At 63.6% G+C, this 16,721-nt stretch carries 12 protein-coding genes and 2 pseudogenes; 7 read left to right on the top strand and 7 right to left on the bottom strand.

What is annotated here, in order from left to right; all coding sequences use genetic code 11:
* Nucleotides 1-47: 47 nt before the first annotated feature.
* The 3 genes from ACGFNH_RS32325 to ACGFNH_RS32315 all read right to left on the bottom strand — a co-directional run bounded on the left by ACGFNH_RS32325 (nucleotide 48) and on the right by ACGFNH_RS32315 (nucleotide 4,678).
* Nucleotides 48-761 (bottom strand): hypothetical protein, encoded by a 714-nt coding sequence (locus tag ACGFNH_RS32325; protein WP_393659908.1) that lies wholly within the window; start codon nucleotides 759-761, stop codon nucleotides 48-50.
* Between the two features lie 153 nt (nucleotides 762-914).
* Entirely contained in the window at nucleotides 915-2,768 is a 1,854-nt protein-coding gene (locus ACGFNH_RS32320; protein ID WP_393659906.1) for a hypothetical protein, read from the bottom strand.
* A 26-nt stretch (nucleotides 2,769-2,794) separates the two neighbouring features.
* On the bottom strand, nucleotides 2,795-4,678 hold the full coding sequence (locus ACGFNH_RS32315) for an amino acid adenylation domain-containing protein (protein ID WP_393659904.1): 1,884 nt from the start codon (nucleotides 4,676-4,678) through the stop codon (nucleotides 2,795-2,797).
* A gap of 1,116 nt (nucleotides 4,679-5,794) precedes the next feature.
* Between ACGFNH_RS32315 and ACGFNH_RS32310 the strand changes: the two genes are divergently transcribed.
* Nucleotides 5,795-6,988, top strand: coding sequence for an argininosuccinate synthase-related protein (locus ACGFNH_RS32310; protein ID WP_393659902.1), 1,194 nt, complete (start codon nucleotides 5,795-5,797; stop codon nucleotides 6,986-6,988).
* Nucleotides 6,989-7,068: 80 nt separating this feature from the next.
* Here ACGFNH_RS32310 and ACGFNH_RS32305 read toward each other — a convergent pair whose 3' ends face one another.
* Complete coding sequence (locus ACGFNH_RS32305) at nucleotides 7,069-7,992, bottom strand: ROK family protein (RefSeq protein ID WP_393659900.1); 924 nt, start codon at nucleotides 7,990-7,992, stop codon at nucleotides 7,069-7,071.
* Nucleotides 7,993-8,107: 115 nt separating this feature from the next.
* Here ACGFNH_RS32305 and dcd point away from each other — a divergent pair, with 115 nt between their 5' ends.
* From dcd to ACGFNH_RS32280, 5 genes are read left to right on the top strand one after another with little or no spacing between them, the layout of a single operon-like run.
* Nucleotides 8,108-8,635, top strand: coding sequence for a dCTP deaminase (gene dcd / locus ACGFNH_RS32300; RefSeq protein ID WP_393659898.1), 528 nt, complete (start codon nucleotides 8,108-8,110; stop codon nucleotides 8,633-8,635).
* Entirely contained in the window at nucleotides 8,632-9,156 is a 525-nt protein-coding gene (locus tag ACGFNH_RS32295; protein WP_393659896.1) for a deoxycytidine triphosphate deaminase, read from the top strand. The genes dcd and ACGFNH_RS32295 overlap by 4 nt, the downstream gene beginning before the upstream one ends.
* Nucleotides 9,153-10,250: a glycosyltransferase family 4 protein gene (locus ACGFNH_RS32290; protein WP_393659894.1), complete on the top strand. Its 1,098-nt coding sequence runs from the start codon at nucleotides 9,153-9,155 to the stop codon at nucleotides 10,248-10,250. Before ACGFNH_RS32295 ends, ACGFNH_RS32290 begins: the two co-directional genes overlap by 4 nt.
* 18 nt (nucleotides 10,251-10,268) lie before the next feature.
* Nucleotides 10,269-10,718 (top strand): HIT family protein, encoded by a 450-nt coding sequence (locus ACGFNH_RS32285; RefSeq protein ID WP_393659893.1) that lies wholly within the window; start codon nucleotides 10,269-10,271, stop codon nucleotides 10,716-10,718.
* A 48-nt stretch (nucleotides 10,719-10,766) separates the two neighbouring features.
* Nucleotides 10,767-12,017, top strand: coding sequence for an MFS transporter (locus ACGFNH_RS32280; RefSeq protein WP_393659891.1), 1,251 nt, complete (start codon nucleotides 10,767-10,769; stop codon nucleotides 12,015-12,017).
* 865 nt (nucleotides 12,018-12,882) lie between these two features.
* Here the strand turns inward: ACGFNH_RS32280 and ACGFNH_RS32275 are convergent.
* A complete protein-coding gene (locus ACGFNH_RS32275; protein WP_393659889.1) occupies nucleotides 12,883-13,830 on the bottom strand; it encodes a nitrilase-related carbon-nitrogen hydrolase in 948 nt (315 codons plus the stop codon).
* A gap of 426 nt (nucleotides 13,831-14,256) precedes the next feature.
* Nucleotides 14,257-15,458 (bottom strand): annotated as a pseudogene (locus ACGFNH_RS32270) (IS110 family transposase).
* An 819-nt stretch (nucleotides 15,459-16,277) separates the two neighbouring features.
* Between ACGFNH_RS32270 and ACGFNH_RS32265 the strand changes: the two are divergent.
* Nucleotides 16,278-16,418 (top strand): annotated as a pseudogene (locus tag ACGFNH_RS32265) (IS3 family transposase); the annotation flags it as partial.
* Between the two features lie 123 nt (nucleotides 16,419-16,541).
* Here the strand turns inward: ACGFNH_RS32265 and ACGFNH_RS32260 are convergent.
* Nucleotides 16,542-16,721 (bottom strand): DNA gyrase C-terminal beta-propeller domain-containing protein (locus ACGFNH_RS32260; protein ID WP_393659887.1); only part of this gene is annotated, 180 nt, incomplete at its 5' end.

The raw sequence follows: 16,721 nt of genomic DNA, 5'->3' as shown, positions 1-16,721 counted from the left end.
GTTGGGCAATTGCCGGGGCTGCGGGCGCTACCAGGGTTCGAGGCCGGTCAGCCTGCGCCTAGGGGGTCATCGCCGCAGTCTGCAGTTCGTTGTATTGCTGGCCGGCCGGGCGGTCGCCGGAACCCCAGGGCTGGTCGTCCCTCGCATAGCGGAAGAACTGGGCCACCCGTGCTTCGGGCCGTCTGTTGTGCGCGGCAGCGTGCGGCATCAAGTGGTGGGTCAGCACGAAGTCGCCATCCGCGCCCGTCACTCGATGGTCTTGAGGTGTGGGATGTTCCGCCATTCGTCGTGCAGTTGCCGTCCGCGTGGGCAGCCCGGGACTCCTCTTCGACGATGCAATGGCCGCCGGGCACGACATGGATCCCGCCACCGCCCGGCGCCACATCCGTGAAGTAGTAGCAACCTACGAGCTCTATCTCCTCAGGAGTGAGGAGGAACCCATCCTCCCTGTGCAGGTCCTGGCTGAGGTCGCTCTCGTGCGGGGTGTCATGGCGCATAGTGATGGCGAGCGAGCCATCCCGCACGAGCAGCCGGTGGTGGCACAGCAGCTGCGCCTCCACTTGATAGAGCCGCTCGTTCTGAGAAAGCGGAACGAACTCAGGTCCGTCTAAGGACTGGTTACCGGGCGTGTTGAAGGGGTTTGACGGGCCGTCATACACTTTCCATTGGTCGAGAATACGCAGATCACGTGGGAACACGTCGAGAATAAAGCCTGCGAAGTGTCGATCTTCCTGCTTCGTCAGGACTCCGCGGACCAGCAAGTAGCCGCCCCGTCAGAAGGTGTCGACTTTTCGAACGGCATCGGTCCCGATTGGTGGTCGTCATGGTTGCTCCGATGATGTATGGATTCCACGTGGGCAGGTTGGGCGCGTTCAGTGACTGACCTGTTGAGGCGGTGCTGTGGGGTGGCGCCACTAGGGGACGGACCGGCGCAGTTCCTGGGCCAGGGTCCGCAAGGTGGTCATACCGCTGACGAGGGAGAAGCTGGGTGGGAGGTACTCACGCCGCCGCAGTAGGTCAGCAAACTCCGGGTAGTTCGCTAGCTGCCCGCCCGCACGCACGTAGCAGAGGTCGAGGTTTGGCTCCGGTATGAGCCCTGACTCTGCTAGGACGCTTTCGACAGTAACCTCCTCAGCGGTGACCGCGGGCCGACGAATAGTTGTGTGGTACTCGGTGGGCGCGGCGCCGATGATCTCGAATCGGTCCGGGATAGCTAGGAGCTCACCGGTCTCTACGGCCCTGAGCAATTCATCCCGGAGGGCGAGTGGAACCAGCGTGATCCCGTCAGCCCCTGCGACCCGGGCGGTCAGCCTGGCAATACCTGACTGGGCATCAGGGCTAATGGTCAGCTCGGCCTTCTCTACACCGTTCAGGGTGAGCAGCCGGTCTTCGATGGCCCGAAGGTCGACCCACTGTCCGTTGACCCGCTGCTCGTGAGGTGCGCGTGGCAGCCGGATCAGCCCCACCTCCGCCGCAATGTTGTCGGCAGTGCAGTTCTGGCCCCCTGCGACCCGTGCCAGGACGAGCTCGATGCCGTGCAGCAGCGCCGCGCACTGCTCGGGCGCCAGCACCTGAGAGTCGCCATGGATTGACAGCCGGGCGGTTCGCGGGTCGGACCAGCGTACCGACAGGCTGGCTCCGTACTCGTAAGAGAGCTCGTCCGTAACTGACCAGGTGATCTCAGCGTCAGTCCCGCTTGAGGGGCCTTGCTCGGACTCGAGCAGTACCGCCCAACCTTGCGGTGGTGGAATAAAGTTGAAGGCCAGATCGGTGGATAGACAGACACCCCGACGATGCTGGGCTAGGACCCTTTCACTAATCAGGTCGAAGGGGTCGTACCGTCCGTAGGTAGGATGCCCCATGGCGAGCGCCTGCTGGACGTCGGCGGAGGCTGCAAGCAGGCCCTGGTCCTGGCGCGGAAGAGTTAGCGGGGCACGTTGCGCGGTGGAACACAGCACGCGGCGGAGCTCGGCGTTATGCCGGTTGTCCAGGGACACGTTGATTGAGCAGGCGTCGGACGCGGCGCGCCAGCAGAGTAGTTGGGTAAACGCCGCCAGGATCACTGCCGAGGGCAGCAGTCCGGTGCCGGACATCACGCGTGCGAAGACGCTGTCCGCGCCACGCAGTGTGAGCGTACTCCGGTAGTAGCGGCCCTCGTTTGTACCGCTGGACGGGCTGTGGCGGTGCATCCGTGCCGGCGCCGCTGAGAAGTGTTCTCGCAGGTACTCGAGTGCTTGGTGGCGCTCGGCGTCCCCGTGTGGTCCGGACTCGCGCTGAGCCATCTCGGTTGGCTGGATCCCCCGCTGCCCGTTCAGGACGTCGGCCGCCGGATCACGCTGCCGACCAGCCAGGATGTCATCAATCGCCTGGTCCACCACGCTGTGGAATCCGGCATCCATGGCCACGTTGTCGGCGACCACGGCAAGCCAGCGCTGATCCTCCTCCTGCAGCAGATGGAACTGCACCAGGAAGCTGCCTATTCGCCCGTGCTCCTGACCCCTGAACTTCTTTACCAGGCAGGCCACGCACTGCTGAGGAGTGGTGTCAGGCTCGACGTCGACTTTCTGTACCGGTTGGCCCGAGCTGTGCACCTGCTGCTGCAGTTCGCCGTCTACGACAGCGAGAGAGGTGCGTAGAATCTCGAAGCGCTCCTCCAGCGCGTGCACCAGCCGTTGGGCAGCGGACTCGTCAGTCGCCAGCGGGAGCGGCCGGAGCCCTTCGGCTAGTCCCTTTTCGAGGTACCACTGGAACTTCTGCGCCCTGGTCATAGATCCGGTCACTGCTACGCTAACGCTCACCTGGCACTCCTCGCCTTGATCGGATCTGTGAGTGGATTGCCTTCCGGGCAATTCACTCGCTCGCTGACCAGGGCGGACAGTTGACGGATCGTCGGGAATTTGAGGATGTCCCGCACCGTGACCGGAACAGCCGCCCTCTGCGTCGTCGCAGCGGCCATCTGTACGGCCGAGATGGAGTCGCCGCCGATCTCAAAGAAGCTGTCATCGATCCCGACCTCAGCCAGCCCAAGCGTCGTCCCCCACATGAGGGCGAGCGCTGCCTCCAGCTCGCTGCGGGGGTTCACCACGGCCTCTTGTGTGAGGCCACGCTCCTCGGCGGGTGCCGGCAGCTTCGACAGGTCCAGCTTAAGGTTGGCGGTGAGGGGGATGGCTGAGATTACTGTGATGGAGGCGGGGTGATGATGCCGCGGAAGCGCCTCAACGATCAGCTGGCGCAGCTCAGTCACCAGCCTCCGGGCCTCCACGTGATTGGAGCCTTCCCGGGCGGAGTCACCGGCAGAGTCGACCGAAACATGCGATGCGACGACATAGGCGTCCAGGCGCTTGTCACCTGACCCGTCCTCCCGGGCTACCACCACCGCATCGTTCACCATGGGGTGCTTGATGAGTGCGGCCTCGATCTCGCCCGGTTCGATCCGGTAGCCGCGGACTTTGACCTGGCGGTCGGAGCGACCTAGGAACCGAATGGCCCCGTCGGGACGGCACAGGACGAGGTCACCGCTCCGGTAGAGCAGGGTGCCAGGGGTGCCATGGGTGTCTGGGACGAAGCGCTCGGCAGTGAGCTCGGGGCGGTTCAGGTATCCGCGCGTCATGCCCCTTCCACCGATGAACAGTTCACCCGGTTGGCCCTCAGCTACCTGCTCTCCGTCCGGCCCCAGCACCCGGACGTGGACGCGGGCGATTGGCCCGCCAATTGGGGTCGTCGACTCTCCCTGAGCGTCCGCTCGAACGTCCTGGAAGGTGGCGAAGCCAGTCGTCTCGGTTGGCCCGTATAGGTGTATCAGCCGCCCCGCGAAGGACTCTTTGGCAGTTTCAACCAGCTGCGCGCGGATGGAGTCCCCGCCGAACAGCAGCGTGTGGACGCCAGCAAGTGACTCGAAGTGCTTGTGATCCAGTAGCCGGAACACTGGGCTGGTCAGATGCAGGATGGAAACGGCATCCTGCCGAACTTGGTCGCACAAGTTGGATAGATCGATGCCATCGAACGTGTAGACGACGCAGGCCGCTCCGTTGACCAGCGGCCCCCAGATTTCGAAGGTGGAGGCGTCGAAGGACAGCGTGGCCAGCGCAGCGACTCGGTCCTCTGGCGTAATCGACACGTAGGTCTGTTCGGTAACCAGGTTCACTACGCCTTCGTGCGGGACAAGCACGCCCTTGGGCGTCCCCGTGGACCCGGACGTGTAAATGACATAGGCGAGATCTGACACGCCGATGGTGGGTGGATTTTCAGTGGGGTATGTCGAGTCTTCATCGAGCAGAACAATGGCCGCCTCGTGATCCGGGAGCGAGGCGACCAGCCGACTCTGAGTGACCATCACGGGGACAGCGCTGTCCCGCAGCATGAACTCCAGTCGCTCCGCAGGATATCCGGGATCAAATGGGACGTATGCGCCGCCAGCCTTCAGAATGCCTAGCAGTCCGACGATCATCCTGGCTGATCGCTCGACACAGATCCCCACCAGCGTATTGGGCCCGACGCCCAGCTCTTGAAGGCGCCAGGCCAGCCGGTTCGCTTGAGCGTTCAATGCACCGTATGTCAGCGTCTCGTCGGCTGTAACCACAGCCGTCTTGTCCGGATACAGCTCCGCGCAGGACTCGTATAGGGCGTGCAGGGTGGTTGCCGGCCCGGCCCCGGCAGGCCCGTCGTTTTGCTGAATCACTGGCTGATCCGTCCTCTCGCGCAGCGACCGGATCGGTCGACAGGGCACCACAGAATCTGTGCCGATGAGTCTTGGCTGATTGCCGAAGGCCGGTCCGATATTCCCCCAACAAGGTTTCGGACATGGCGCTCGGGACCGTCCGATGCCACCCGAAACTATCGAATCTGTGAGTGCAAGTAGGCATCGGCGGAATTTTCACGTCCCCGCAGCCGGACACCCGGCGCCAGAACCTCCAGAAAACTAAACAATCAAGCAGCATTTCGCAACAGTCTCCGATGGACGCTTGCAATGATGCTCTTTGGGTGACCTGCCCCTGATTACCGTTATGTCCAAAAGTTGGAAGCGTCTGCACATTCCGGATATAATTACCGTTCTATGTCAAATACAACGCTCAACTTGCTGCAGTCAAGAGCCTGGTCGGCCGACCCATAGGCTGAATTTGGGATCTGCGGTTGCGAACCGGGTGGAACCGGTGCATACCGTCTCAGCGCAGTTGCGGCGTCAAATACGTCATTGCATAAGTGACCCCGATCATGAATTATGGCTCGCGTGCTGCGTCTCGCTGCAGCTTGCAATTGCTGAGTGCGTGAGCTTCACGGTCTGGGGCATCTCAACGTAAAGGAAGTGTAAAAGAAGTGCTATCGCGCAGAGTCAGCCCGCGGACCTAATCATCGGGATAGCGGATGAGGCAGATGCTGTTCGTCACGGACACCACGAGTATGGAGAGCGTGCTCTACGGTCTGCATCGGGTTGCTACCACCGAACGGAGTCTGAATGGCATCTACGCCGTCGACGAATACATGCGGGCTGCAGTGGTGACGCTCGGAAGCGTCCTGCCGCGAGGGATGGATCGCTGCGTACCGGCGTTCCGTCCTGCCCTACCGAATAGTCATTCGGGAAGTGTTCTCGCTGGGTGACGAGTGGAGCGCTGGCGCAGCCGTCCGCAAGCTCGGCCGCCGGAACGCTGTGAACTCTCGGTCTGCAGCACGTCCCAGTCCGCGTGGGGTCTTCTGCGGCTGAGGTGAACCTACCTCGGGCTCCACGAGCGCCGTGCTCACCTGTGAACCGGACGTGCCTCTTCGACTCAATTTCCCTACCTCGTTTCGAAGGACCACCATGCAACGCCGCAACAGCCGAATCCGCTCTTTCCACCAGCTCACGACCGATGCCTTACCAGCGCAGGCGCCTGTCGTCACGCTCTTTAGCGGTGGGCTCGACAGCAGCTACCTCCTGCTGCGGCTGGTGAAAGCCGGGCTCCGGGACATCCACGCTCTGAGTGTGGACCTCGGCGAGGACGAGACCAGCGAACAGAAGCAGGAGATCGCAGACGAGCTCGGCGTCCAGCTGCACATCGTGGACGGCCGGGAAATCTTCGCCAACGACTTCGTGCGGGCCGCCATCGTCAGTCAGGCGGTGTACCTGGGTACCCACCCGGTGAGTTCCACCCTGAGCCGTCCGCTGATCGCACAGTTCGCGCTCGAGCTGGCACAGCGACTCAACGCGGTAGCCGTCCTACATACCGCGAACCGGTCGCAGAACACCCTGCGTCGGCTCAACGGCGCGCTGGAACTTCTCAACTTTGACGGCGCTTACGGCAGCCCATATGACCTCGAACCGGTGGACCGCCAGGTCAAAATACAGGAGCTGAAGGAGTTCGGGCTGGCTCAGATGAGCGAACGGGTAGTCAGCGGTGACTCGAATCTCTGGTGCCGCGAGTTCGAATCCGGCATCCTCGATGACCCCGAGGAGCACGCGGTGCCAGAGCATTTGTTCCGCTGGAGCGCCCGACGGCCAGAAGCTGCCCAAGACAGCGTCGATCTGCGGTTCGAGAGCGGCATCCCTGTGGCCATCGACGGTGTCCGGTTGCCGATGGTGCGGCTGATCGAAGAGCTGAACCAGCGGGCCGGCGCCTTCGGCCTTGGCCGGTACAGTGGTCTGGAGCACCTCAGTGGCGGCCAGAAAGTCCTGGAGATCCGTGAGATGCCAGCCGCCTGGCTCCTTCTCCGCAGCTACCGGCACTTGGAGTCGGCGGTGCTCTCAGCCGAGACTATTCGTGAGAAGATGCACCTGGAACAGCTTTGGGTGCGGGAAGCGCTGGAGGGCCGCTGGTTCGGCGAACTGCGTTTGGCCACCCAGTCGTTCATGGACTTCTGTGCCGGCCCGGTGACCGGGATCATCCGCTGGAGGCTCACTCCGGGAGGCGCTGAAAGTCGCTCCTTCGAGGCAGATAGGCCGGTCTACCTCCGTGACAGGGAAGCTTGGGAGCATCTGTCGGTTCAGTCGGAGCTCTCCGCCGTAACGGATGCCTGATGGAGCGTCAATTTCATGTCAGCGGTGTCCCGTTGGCCTGCCGACGCACCGGCAGGCCAACAGCGAGAGGGCGAAGGCTGTTACCCAGCGAGGGTGTTGAGGAGGTCCCAGGCCATCAGCCCGGCGCCCAGGCAGCCCGCCTTTCCCCCGAGCAGCGCTGGCACGATGTCCGGGAGTTGCTGGAACGTGAGACGGCTCTGGACGGCGGTGCGCAGCGGTGTAAACAGTGTCTCCCCTGCCTCGGCCAGCCCGCCCCCTATGATCACGGTGCGCGGGTTGAGCAGGGTGATGGCAGTGACCAATCCGTCAGCGAGCGCGGTAACGGCGTCCTCCCAGACTGCACTGGCACGGTCGTCACGCGCTTCGAGCGCCCTTACGCAGTCCCTCGCGTCTGGCCCGCCCGAAACGGCGGCCCAGGCTCGCCCTACGGCCGAGGCCGATGCGTACTGCTCCAGGCACCCTTGCTGACCGCAGGCGCACTGGAGTCCCCCCTCCCTTATCACGATATGGCCGATCTCGCCAGCGAGACCGCCTGCTCCGGCCTCAATGTGGTCACCAAGGCCGATTGCGCCGGAAATGCCGGTGCCGAGAGCCAGGAACAGGAACCGGTCGATGCCTTGACCCGCACCAATCCGGCGCTCGGCGAGCCCACCCGTGCGGACGTCGTGTCCGAGGGCGACCGGTATGCCGCCTAGGCGCTCGACGAGCAGCGACCTTAGAGGGACGTCACGCCAGCCAAGGTTAGCCGCGTACACCGCGGTACCGGTACCGACGTCAATGATGCCGGGTACGGCTACGCCAGCTGCTGAAGCGGCCTCGCCGAAACGGCGTTCGCCATGGGCACGCAATTCGGCGGCGAATTCGAGGATCGATTCCATGACGACTTTGGGGCCGAGTTCACGAATGGTGTCTCGCTGGTCCTCGCACAGCAACTCGCCGTTAATTCCGACCAGTGCGGCCTTTAGTCTGGTGCCGCCCACATCGAGGGCTATGACATGTTTCACGCGAGTCAGCGTGACATATTGTTGACCGGCTGGCAAATGCACAGTTGCACTGGGCTGGTAGGGCTCGTTTGACGCCTCTGTCCATATATTCGCACCAAAAGAGGGGGAGTCTCTTGTGATTCTGACAGGACCTGAAATTATCGATTCAGCCCGCGATGGAAGGATCTCTGTAGCGCCGTTCAATCGAGATCAAGTAAATCCGAACAGTTACAACGTTTGCCTCGGGGAGACGCTCGTCACCTATACGAGTCCCATCATTGATGCATATCAGCCGAACCCGACGGAGGCCATTAAAATGGACTCCGATGGCTTTGTGCTGCAGCCTGGGGAACTGTATCTGGGGCATACGGTGGAGGAAGTCGGCTCCGATGTCTTCGTGCCCCTGCTCTTCGGCCGCTCCTCGGTCGGCCGGCTCGGGCTTTTCGTGGAAATCACCGCGCCAATCGGCGACATAGGCTTCCACGGTCAGTGGACACTGATGCTGTCGCCTATCCGGCCGTTGCGCGTGTACCCAGGTATGAGGATTGGCCAGATCATGTTTTTCGATACATTGGGCGAGATTCAACCTTATTCCGGAAAGTACCAGGGTGCGGTCGGACCTCAGGAATCGCGTTACTGGCAGGACAAGTTGGGGCAGCTGTGATCCTCACACGGGCGGAAATCGCCAAGGCGGTTGAGAGCGGGGACATTGCGATCGAGCCGTTTGACCCTCGCCGACTTTCGCCGAATGCCTACGACTGGCGGCTCGGCGAGACCATTCGTGTCTGCGACTCCGATCTTGACGCGGCGGGTTCCTCTGAATTCATCGAGCACACCCTCCCTCCGGAGGGCATGGTAATCGTACCGGGAAAGCTCTATCTTGGAGTCACGTATGAGCGCACCCACTCCGAACGATTCGCGCAGATGATAAATGGCGACCGCACCGTGGGCGCGCTCGGTGTTTGGGTGCATGTTTCGGCACCGCTCGGACATGTCGGCCACGCCATCAGGTGGACCCTTGAAATTCAAGTCGCCCGCCCGGTGCGGATCTACCCAGGAATGACCTTTGGGAAGATTATATTTCTGAAGACGCGGGGCGCAGCGGCCAGTTACCAGGACATGGGCCAGAAATATACCCGAACGAGCGGCATCGACACATCGCGTCTACACGAGGAGCTCATGTGAAGATCCTCACTGGAATTGACCTTCCGCCGGGCAGCCCCGGTGGCAGCGTGGAGCTATTGCACGATCTTTACGGCGCGCCAGACCCGCTTGTCCGAGCAGATGTGTTCATGCTCGCCCGCGAGAACGTGGAGCCAAGTTACGCAAGGAGCTCGCCGGCGCTGCTCCCAGTGAAAGGCAAGGCGGTATCAGGGACCGAATTCTGGGCCTACGTTGACCGGCTCGGCGCTGCCGTTCGGGACCGATTCGCCACCACCGACTACGACGTATTGCACCTTCAGCACCTGACCTTTGGGGCAACGGCTGCCTTGCAGCGAGTCTGTCCGGACCAGCCGAGGATCGCGCTGGTTCATGGCACTGACTTGCTCTTCGCTGCAGACCACCCGACTCAGACCGACGTGCTCCGAGAGACCGCAGCGTCGGCTGACGCGATAGTTGTGCCTACCAGGGCAATGGCGGACCGGCTGCAGCAACTCACCCTAGACTCCTCGGATCGAATCGTGCACATCCCCTGGGGCGTGCCCGATCAGCTGCTCAATGGACAGCTCGGTCAGCCACACCTGCATGCCGACCGCCAACCGGGCGAGCTGCGGGTGCTCTACGCTGGTCGGTTGACGGCCGAGAAGGCCACCTCCCATCTCATCTCAGCAGTGGCCGGACTCGACGGGGTCGAGCTCTCGGTGGCGGCACCCCGCGCGGAGTTTGCCGCGCTGGCTGCGCGGTCCGACCTGTCGAAAACGCGATACCGCGGTTGGCTTTCCCGGGCGGAGCTCTGGGGCGAGTTCAGCCAGCACGACCTGCTAATCGTCCCCTCGCTCAAGCTGGAGGCGTTCGGGCTGGTGACTATTGAGGCGCAGGCTTGCGGCCTGCCGGTCGCCTACCAACCCGTGCCGGGCCTAACGGAAGTGCTCGGCGACTCGGCCCTCCCGATCGACTTCAGGGATCTCGGAACACTCGCCGTCCGCCTCAAAGAACTCGCCGGTTCACTGGGTCAGCTCGACGACCTAGCCGCTGCAGGCCTGGTCAATAGCAGGCGCTTCCCGCTATCTCGGACAGCCCGTGAGCTTGTCAACTTGTCCCACCACGTCCTGAGATGACATCTGTTGGAGCCGACTATGAGTGACAGCCTGCCACAAGGCGACTGCGTATTCTGCGCCATTGTCCAGAGAGTTCAGCCCGCCGCCATCGTCTACGAGGATGACCTGACAGTCGCGTTCCTCGATATCACCGCAGTCATGGACGGTCACACCCTGGTCATTCCCAAACGCCATGCCGCCGACATCTGGCAGATCACGGCGGAGGACGCCGCCGCGGTGATGGCCACCGTCCACCGTATGGCGGCTCGAATCCACGATGTACTGGTGCCAGACGGGCTGACACTGTTTCAGGCGAACAAGGGCGCGGGATGGCAGGACGTGTTTCATCTGCACGTCCACTTGGTACCTCGTACGGCTGGCGACCATCTCCAACGCCCCTGGAAGGCCGATCCGATGCCGCTGGAGCAGCTCGCAACGACCCGCGACCGCCTCACGCTGGTTCGAGGAAAACAACAGCATTCGCACTAAGCATGACTAGCCATCAGATTGACCGAGCGTCCTCGTGGAGGCATCACTTTGCGTACCGATCTATCCCTCCTCCGAGAAAGCTCGTTTCTACTGCTGTTCTCCGCCCGCTCCGTCTCTCTACTCGGCAACACCATCGCCACTGTCGGTCTGGCCTTTGCCATCCTCGGTATGCCGGGTGGCTCAGGCTCAACCCTCGGGATTGTCATCGCCGCCCGCCTAACCTCGCAGGTTGTGTTCCTGTTGTACGGTGGCGTGCTGGCAGACCGACTCCCGCGGCACCAGGTCATGATTTGGGCAGATCTGGCCGCAGGCCTGGCCCAAGGCGTAATCGCAGCCCTTGTGCTGACCGGGACAGCCTCCACGGCGAACCTAGTTGTCCTGTCACTGGTGAGCGGCGCCGCCAGCGCGCTGTTCACCCCGGCGTCCCGGTCCGTGATGGTGCAGCTAGTGCCTGTTGAGAAGATCCAGTCGGCCAACGCATTGGTCCAATTGTCGATGAATGCCGGCGGCATCGGTGGCGCAGCGCTCGCGGGCGTGCTGATTGCGCTGCTCGGCGCCGGATGGGCGCTAGCGGTGGATGCGGTGACCTTCCTGGTATCCGCGGCGCTGTTGGCCGGCCTTCGACCTACGGGTACGACGGATGGACACTCGTCCACACAGGAAGGCATCTTTCACCAGCTCAGGGATGGCTGGCGGGAGTTCACTGCACGGACCTGGGTGTGGACCGGCGTCGCCCAACTTGCACTGGTAAATCTGTGCATCGGTGGCTGCTTCATGATTCTTGGGCCGGTCGTGGCCGAGGAGCATCTCAGCGGCGCATCCGGGTGGAGCGCCATCCTTACCGCCCAAGCTGCCGGGTTCGTGGCGGGCAGCCTGCTAGCCATACGAACCCGACCCAAGCGACCTTTGCGGGCGGCGGTGCTCTTTACCTTGGGCATTGTTCCGACCCTGGTAAGTCTGGCCTGCGTCGCGCCGGTCGCAATCACCGCTGCCGCGATGTTCGTCACCGGTATGTGTGTCAGCCTCAATGACGTCACCTTCCTCACGGCCCTGCAGAAGCATCTGCCGGAGGAATCGATATCCCGTGTGATGTCCTACGATGCGTTCGGCTCCTTCGTCTTCAACCCGATCGGCCTGGCAGTGGCAGCACCGATAGCAGACCACATCGGCATCGGCACCGCCTTCGCTGGCGCGGCCTGCCTGATTGTTCTGACCGCCCTTGTCACGCTGGCTGTTCCCAGCGTTCGGACTCTGCAGGACGATCCGGAACTCACCTCAGCTATACCAACATCAATATGAGTAAAGACCGGTGCGCCGAGGCACCTGACTGAGGAGGACGGCCTGCAGTTCAAGCACGGGTTCGCCGTCGAGTCGATTGGCGTATGGCACAGCTGATCTCTAGTGCCTCGTGATCCTGTTCGTGGAACCTGAGGCTGGTTGGCTCGTTGAGTTCAACATGGATCTCTCCTCTGAACAGATGGCAGAACCACGGAAGTTAGCCGGCTCGCGGGATGTTCCGGCTGATGTGGCGCTTCGTGAACGGATCGTGTTGTGGTCGGGCGAGGGGGAACAGCGCAAGGGCATCGCCGAGTTTGGTGTGGCGCCGCTGACGGTGGACCGCTGCAAGGCCCGTTGTTCCGAGCGGGGCCTTGCTCAACGAGCGTCCGCCAGAGGTAGGTTGGGGTATCGCAGAAGAATTGGCGTACGGTCAGCCGGACCAGCACGGGGCGACGGGCCGGTCGTTCAACCGCCGGTCGTAGCGACTGTGCATCCGGTGCGACGAAGTAGCGCAGGCCGGGCATGATCTCGATGAGTCTGCGCAGGACACCTGGGCCAATAGCCCGTCCACGAACGCATCCAGTGGCTCCACCCTCACCCTCGCAGCCCCGGGAAAGACACACCCTCGGGCGACAAGCGCACGTCACCCACGACCAGGTCATTCCCGAGTCCGGAGCGGCTTGAACTCGGCTTTCACGAGATCACTGACAGAACCCTGAATCACCCCACCCTGTGCACGGAGGCGTCCCAGACCTGCTCACCCTGATGCCCCACCGATCTGCAGACGTCGCTGACACCACCCCTCAGGCCTCGGCCCGAACTGTGGTGTGGACCGCCCGGCGGCCAGGCACGGCGGGCGGCCACTTCGTGGCCCTGCCGTTGCCAGTCAGCTGCTCGTGACGGTGATGTTGGGCGACTCGTCTACGTGGAGGGTGAAGACATCGGGGCGAGCGTAGTGGCCGGTGCTGTCGAGATCGAAACGGGCGCGAGCGAGGTCGTCAAGGTCGAGGTCGGCGGTCAAGATGCCCTCGCCGTCGCGCAGCGGCCCGGCCAGGACCTCTCCGAGCGGGGAGACGATGACGGAGCCGCCGCCGATCAGAACCGTATCGGGCTCATTGCCCTGGACGGGGTGAAGGTCGTCCGGCAGGGCGTCGCGACGCAGGTACTGGTTGGCGCTGAGAACGAAGCAGCGGCCCTCCAGCGCGATGTGCCGCATGGTGGCCTGCCAAGCATCGCGGTCGTCCACCGTCGGCGCACACCACAGGTCGACGCCTTTGGCGTACATCGCCGTGCGGAAGAGCGGCATGTAGTTTTCCCAGCAGATGGCTGCGCCTATGCGGGCGCTGCCTGTGTCGATGACTTGGAGGGTGGAGCCGTCGCCCTGGCCCCACAGGTATCGCTCGGCGGCGGTGGGCATCAGTTTGCGGTGCAGACCCAGGTAACCGTCGGGGCCGAAGAAGAGCGCGGCGCAGTACAGCGTGCCGCCCTGGCGTTCGACCGCGCCCACTACGGCGTGGCATCCGAGCTCCCGAGTGACGGTGGCGAGGGCCGCGACCTCCGGGCCGGGGATCTCGATGGCGGAGGCGTGGTAACGGCGGAACAGGTCGCGGCCGGCCGGGGTGCGGCTGCCGACCGTCATGTCGAAGTCCAGTCCCTTGGGATAGCCGCCAAAGAACGCCTCGGGAAGTACGACAACTTTCGCTCCGTGGCGGACGGCGGCCTCGCGGATCAGTTTCTTGGCGCGGACCAGCGCGACTGGTGTGTCGAACAGCGGAGCGGCCGCCTGGACCACGGCGACGGTCACGGTGCGGGAGGGTTGAGCGGAGTTCGTCATGTCATCGAGGCTAAGGGCTTACAGATCTCTAACACTTGGTTTCGATCTTGTTGTGGATGACGATGCCGTGTGCGGTTCCCCTCCTACTGTGAAGACCGTGATCGAAGGGATAGTTGGGGCTATGGCTTCCAGGAAACGCATCTATGACGCCGAGTTCCGCTCTCTGCCTCAACGGGCGATATGCACGCAGCCCCAATGGTCAGGGGCCCCGACTGAGCGGCGGTTCAACCTGATCTTTCACGAGATCGCTGACATAACCCTGAGTCTGCCCACCCGGTGCTCGGAGTGTCCTCAGTGGGGCGTTGTGTGAGTCGCCGGTGGGTGTCCGATTTTCAGGGCTTGCGGTCGGGCGTGCCTGCGGTCCGCTGGTAAACGTGGGCAGCCGGCAGGGTCGTGTCCCGCCGGGGGGTGCCCCTATGGGTTTGGTCAAGCTGTTGGGACTGGTTGGGGTTTGTAGAACGTGCCGTCACGGAGCATCGCGAAGAGCACGTCGGTTCTGCGTCGTGCGAGGCAGAGGAGGGCTTGGGTGTGGTGCTTGCCCTGGCTGATTTTCTTGGCGTAGTAGGTTCGGGAGGCCGGGTCGGCCAGGGCTGCGAACGCGGAGAGGAAGAAGGCCCGTTTGAGCTGTTTGTTTCCTCTCCGAGACGGTTGCTCGCCACGGATCGACGAGCCCGAGCTGCGGGTCACCGGGGCGAGGCCGGCATAGGCGGCGAGGTGGGCGGCGGATGGAAAGCTGCTGCCGTCGCCCACGTCGATCAAGATCCTGGCTCCGGTCCTGACGCCGATCCCCGGCATCGAGGTCAGGACCTTGAAAAGAGGGTGGGCCTCCAGCAGTTCCTCGATCCGTCCGGCCAACAGTTTCCGCTGGTCAAGGACGGCGGTCAGGGAGCCGGCCAGGCTCGGGACGATCAGCGCGGCCGCGTCCGTTCCCGGGACGACCACGGTCTGCTCGTCCAGCGCGGTGAAGATCTCCTCGACCAGTCGCTCGGCCATCCGCGGTGCCTTCGGCCGCAGCAAGGTCACCAGCCGGCGGCGTCCGGCCTGCGGATCTGGGCTGGGGACCCGAACCGCTCCAGCAGCGTGAGCACGGCCGGGTGCTGGACGCGCGGGCCCAGGACGCGCTCCAGGTGCGGGTGGATCTGGGTGAGCAGGCCGCGAAGACGGTTACTGACGCGTGTGGCCTCACCTGCCAGGTCGTCGTCGAAGTCGACGATCATCTCCAGCTCGGCGATGGTCTCGTCTTCGAGGTCGACCGAGCGGAGTGTGTGGGGCATGAGGCGAGCCGCGTCGGCGATGACGAACGCGTCGCGGGCGTCGGTCTTGGCCTCGCCGGGATAGAGGTCGGCGATCCGCCGCATCGTCAGCCCGGGCAGGTAGGCGACGGGACAGCCCATGTCCCTCGCCACCGCCAGTGGCAGAGCGCCGATGGAGGCGGGCTGGTCCACGGCAACCAGCACGGTCCCGTGCTTGGCCTGTAGCTTGCCGAAGACCTCGCGGAGCTTGGGTTCGCTGTTGGGCAGCCGTTTGTCGAACGCCTTCTTCCCGGCCGGGGTGACGGCAGTGGCGTGGTGTTCGCCCTTGCCGACGTCCAGGCCGAGGAAGACGCCGATCTCACTGACGTCGATCACGTGCGTACTTCGGTCGTCCCCGCCCGGCCGTCCCACGGCACCGATCGCCACATCCACATTACAAAGAGCCTCCCGACCTGCGAAGAAGCCGGTGGTCATGCCCCTAATCAGCGGTCAGTCGATGCCTCCGCAGCCGGTGACACCACCCCCCAGGCCATGCGTTCGACAGGGGGAGAAAGTCATGCCAACTCCAGAGGCCGGGCGCCCCATTGCGGGGCCACCAAGAAGGTAATGGGGAGTCGATCAAGGCGCCGGAGTCCGCAGGTCGAGGGCATCGCTCTCGCCGGACCGGGGGCTCAACTGGCCTCAGCAGGGCGCCTCGTGGGCGAACCGCCTCTGCGGAGATCGTCAGGGGCCTCGTACCGGAATGCGAAACACTTGATCCCCTACACCACGTCGCGGGACACGACCGGCGGCAGCCGTACCCGCGGGATCTGTTGATGCGGCGTGGGAGCTGATCCGGCCAACTAGCAGCACGCTCACGAACGGTTGACGCTTCCCGCGTCGGCAACCGCGGATCCACCCGCGTCCCAAGCCGTGTCGGCAAGCCGACGAATACGCGGTCCTGACGCGAAGGCGACTTGATCAGACAGACACGTGCAGAATGACGGCACATCGAAGCTCCGGTTGAGCAGGGCGACTTTGAAGATCACCCCTTCATCTGGACCCTCGTTTGCGTGCGTGGCGGGTCACCGATACATCGCCGTACTGCCGTGTGCTGTACAGATTCCTGAGCTACTACACGATGCTCGGATGAAGTCCGCCTGGGCGTGATCGCCCTGGAGACGCCGTCGCCCGGCGGGGGCAGGTCGACGGATGATCCTGCACAGCGGTCGCGGATCGCAGTTCCGGTCTCGGAAGTTCGTCCGGGCGCTCGACAGCCACCGGATGGCCAGCTCGATAGGGAGAGTCGGGGCGGCCGGCGACAACGCGGCGATGGAGACCTTCTTCAGCCTGCTGTAGAAGAACGTCCTCGTACATCACGCAATGTGGGCCACCGCTCTTGAGATTGTGTCTCAGAGCGGTGGCCTTGCCACGGGATCACCGGCACTCCGCCTGTCAGCCCCGGCATCGTTCGACGGCTCAGTCGGCTTCCGTTACGTCCGGCGCTGCGTCGACTTCCTCGGCTTCGCGCCCGGCTTCGGCGTTCCTGGCGATCCCGATCACGGCATCGCGCTTGCCCAGGTTGATCAGTTGGACACCCATGGTGTCACGGCCGGTCTCCCTGACCTCGTTGACCCGCGTACGGATCACGCCACCGCT

The sequence above is a fragment of the Streptomyces sp. NPDC048639 genome (genome assembly GCF_043199075.1).
GTDB lineage: Bacteria > Actinomycetota > Actinomycetes > Streptomycetales > Streptomycetaceae > Streptomyces.
Note: the sequence above shows the minus strand (reverse complement) of the source record. Positions and strands in the feature narration are given on the sequence as shown.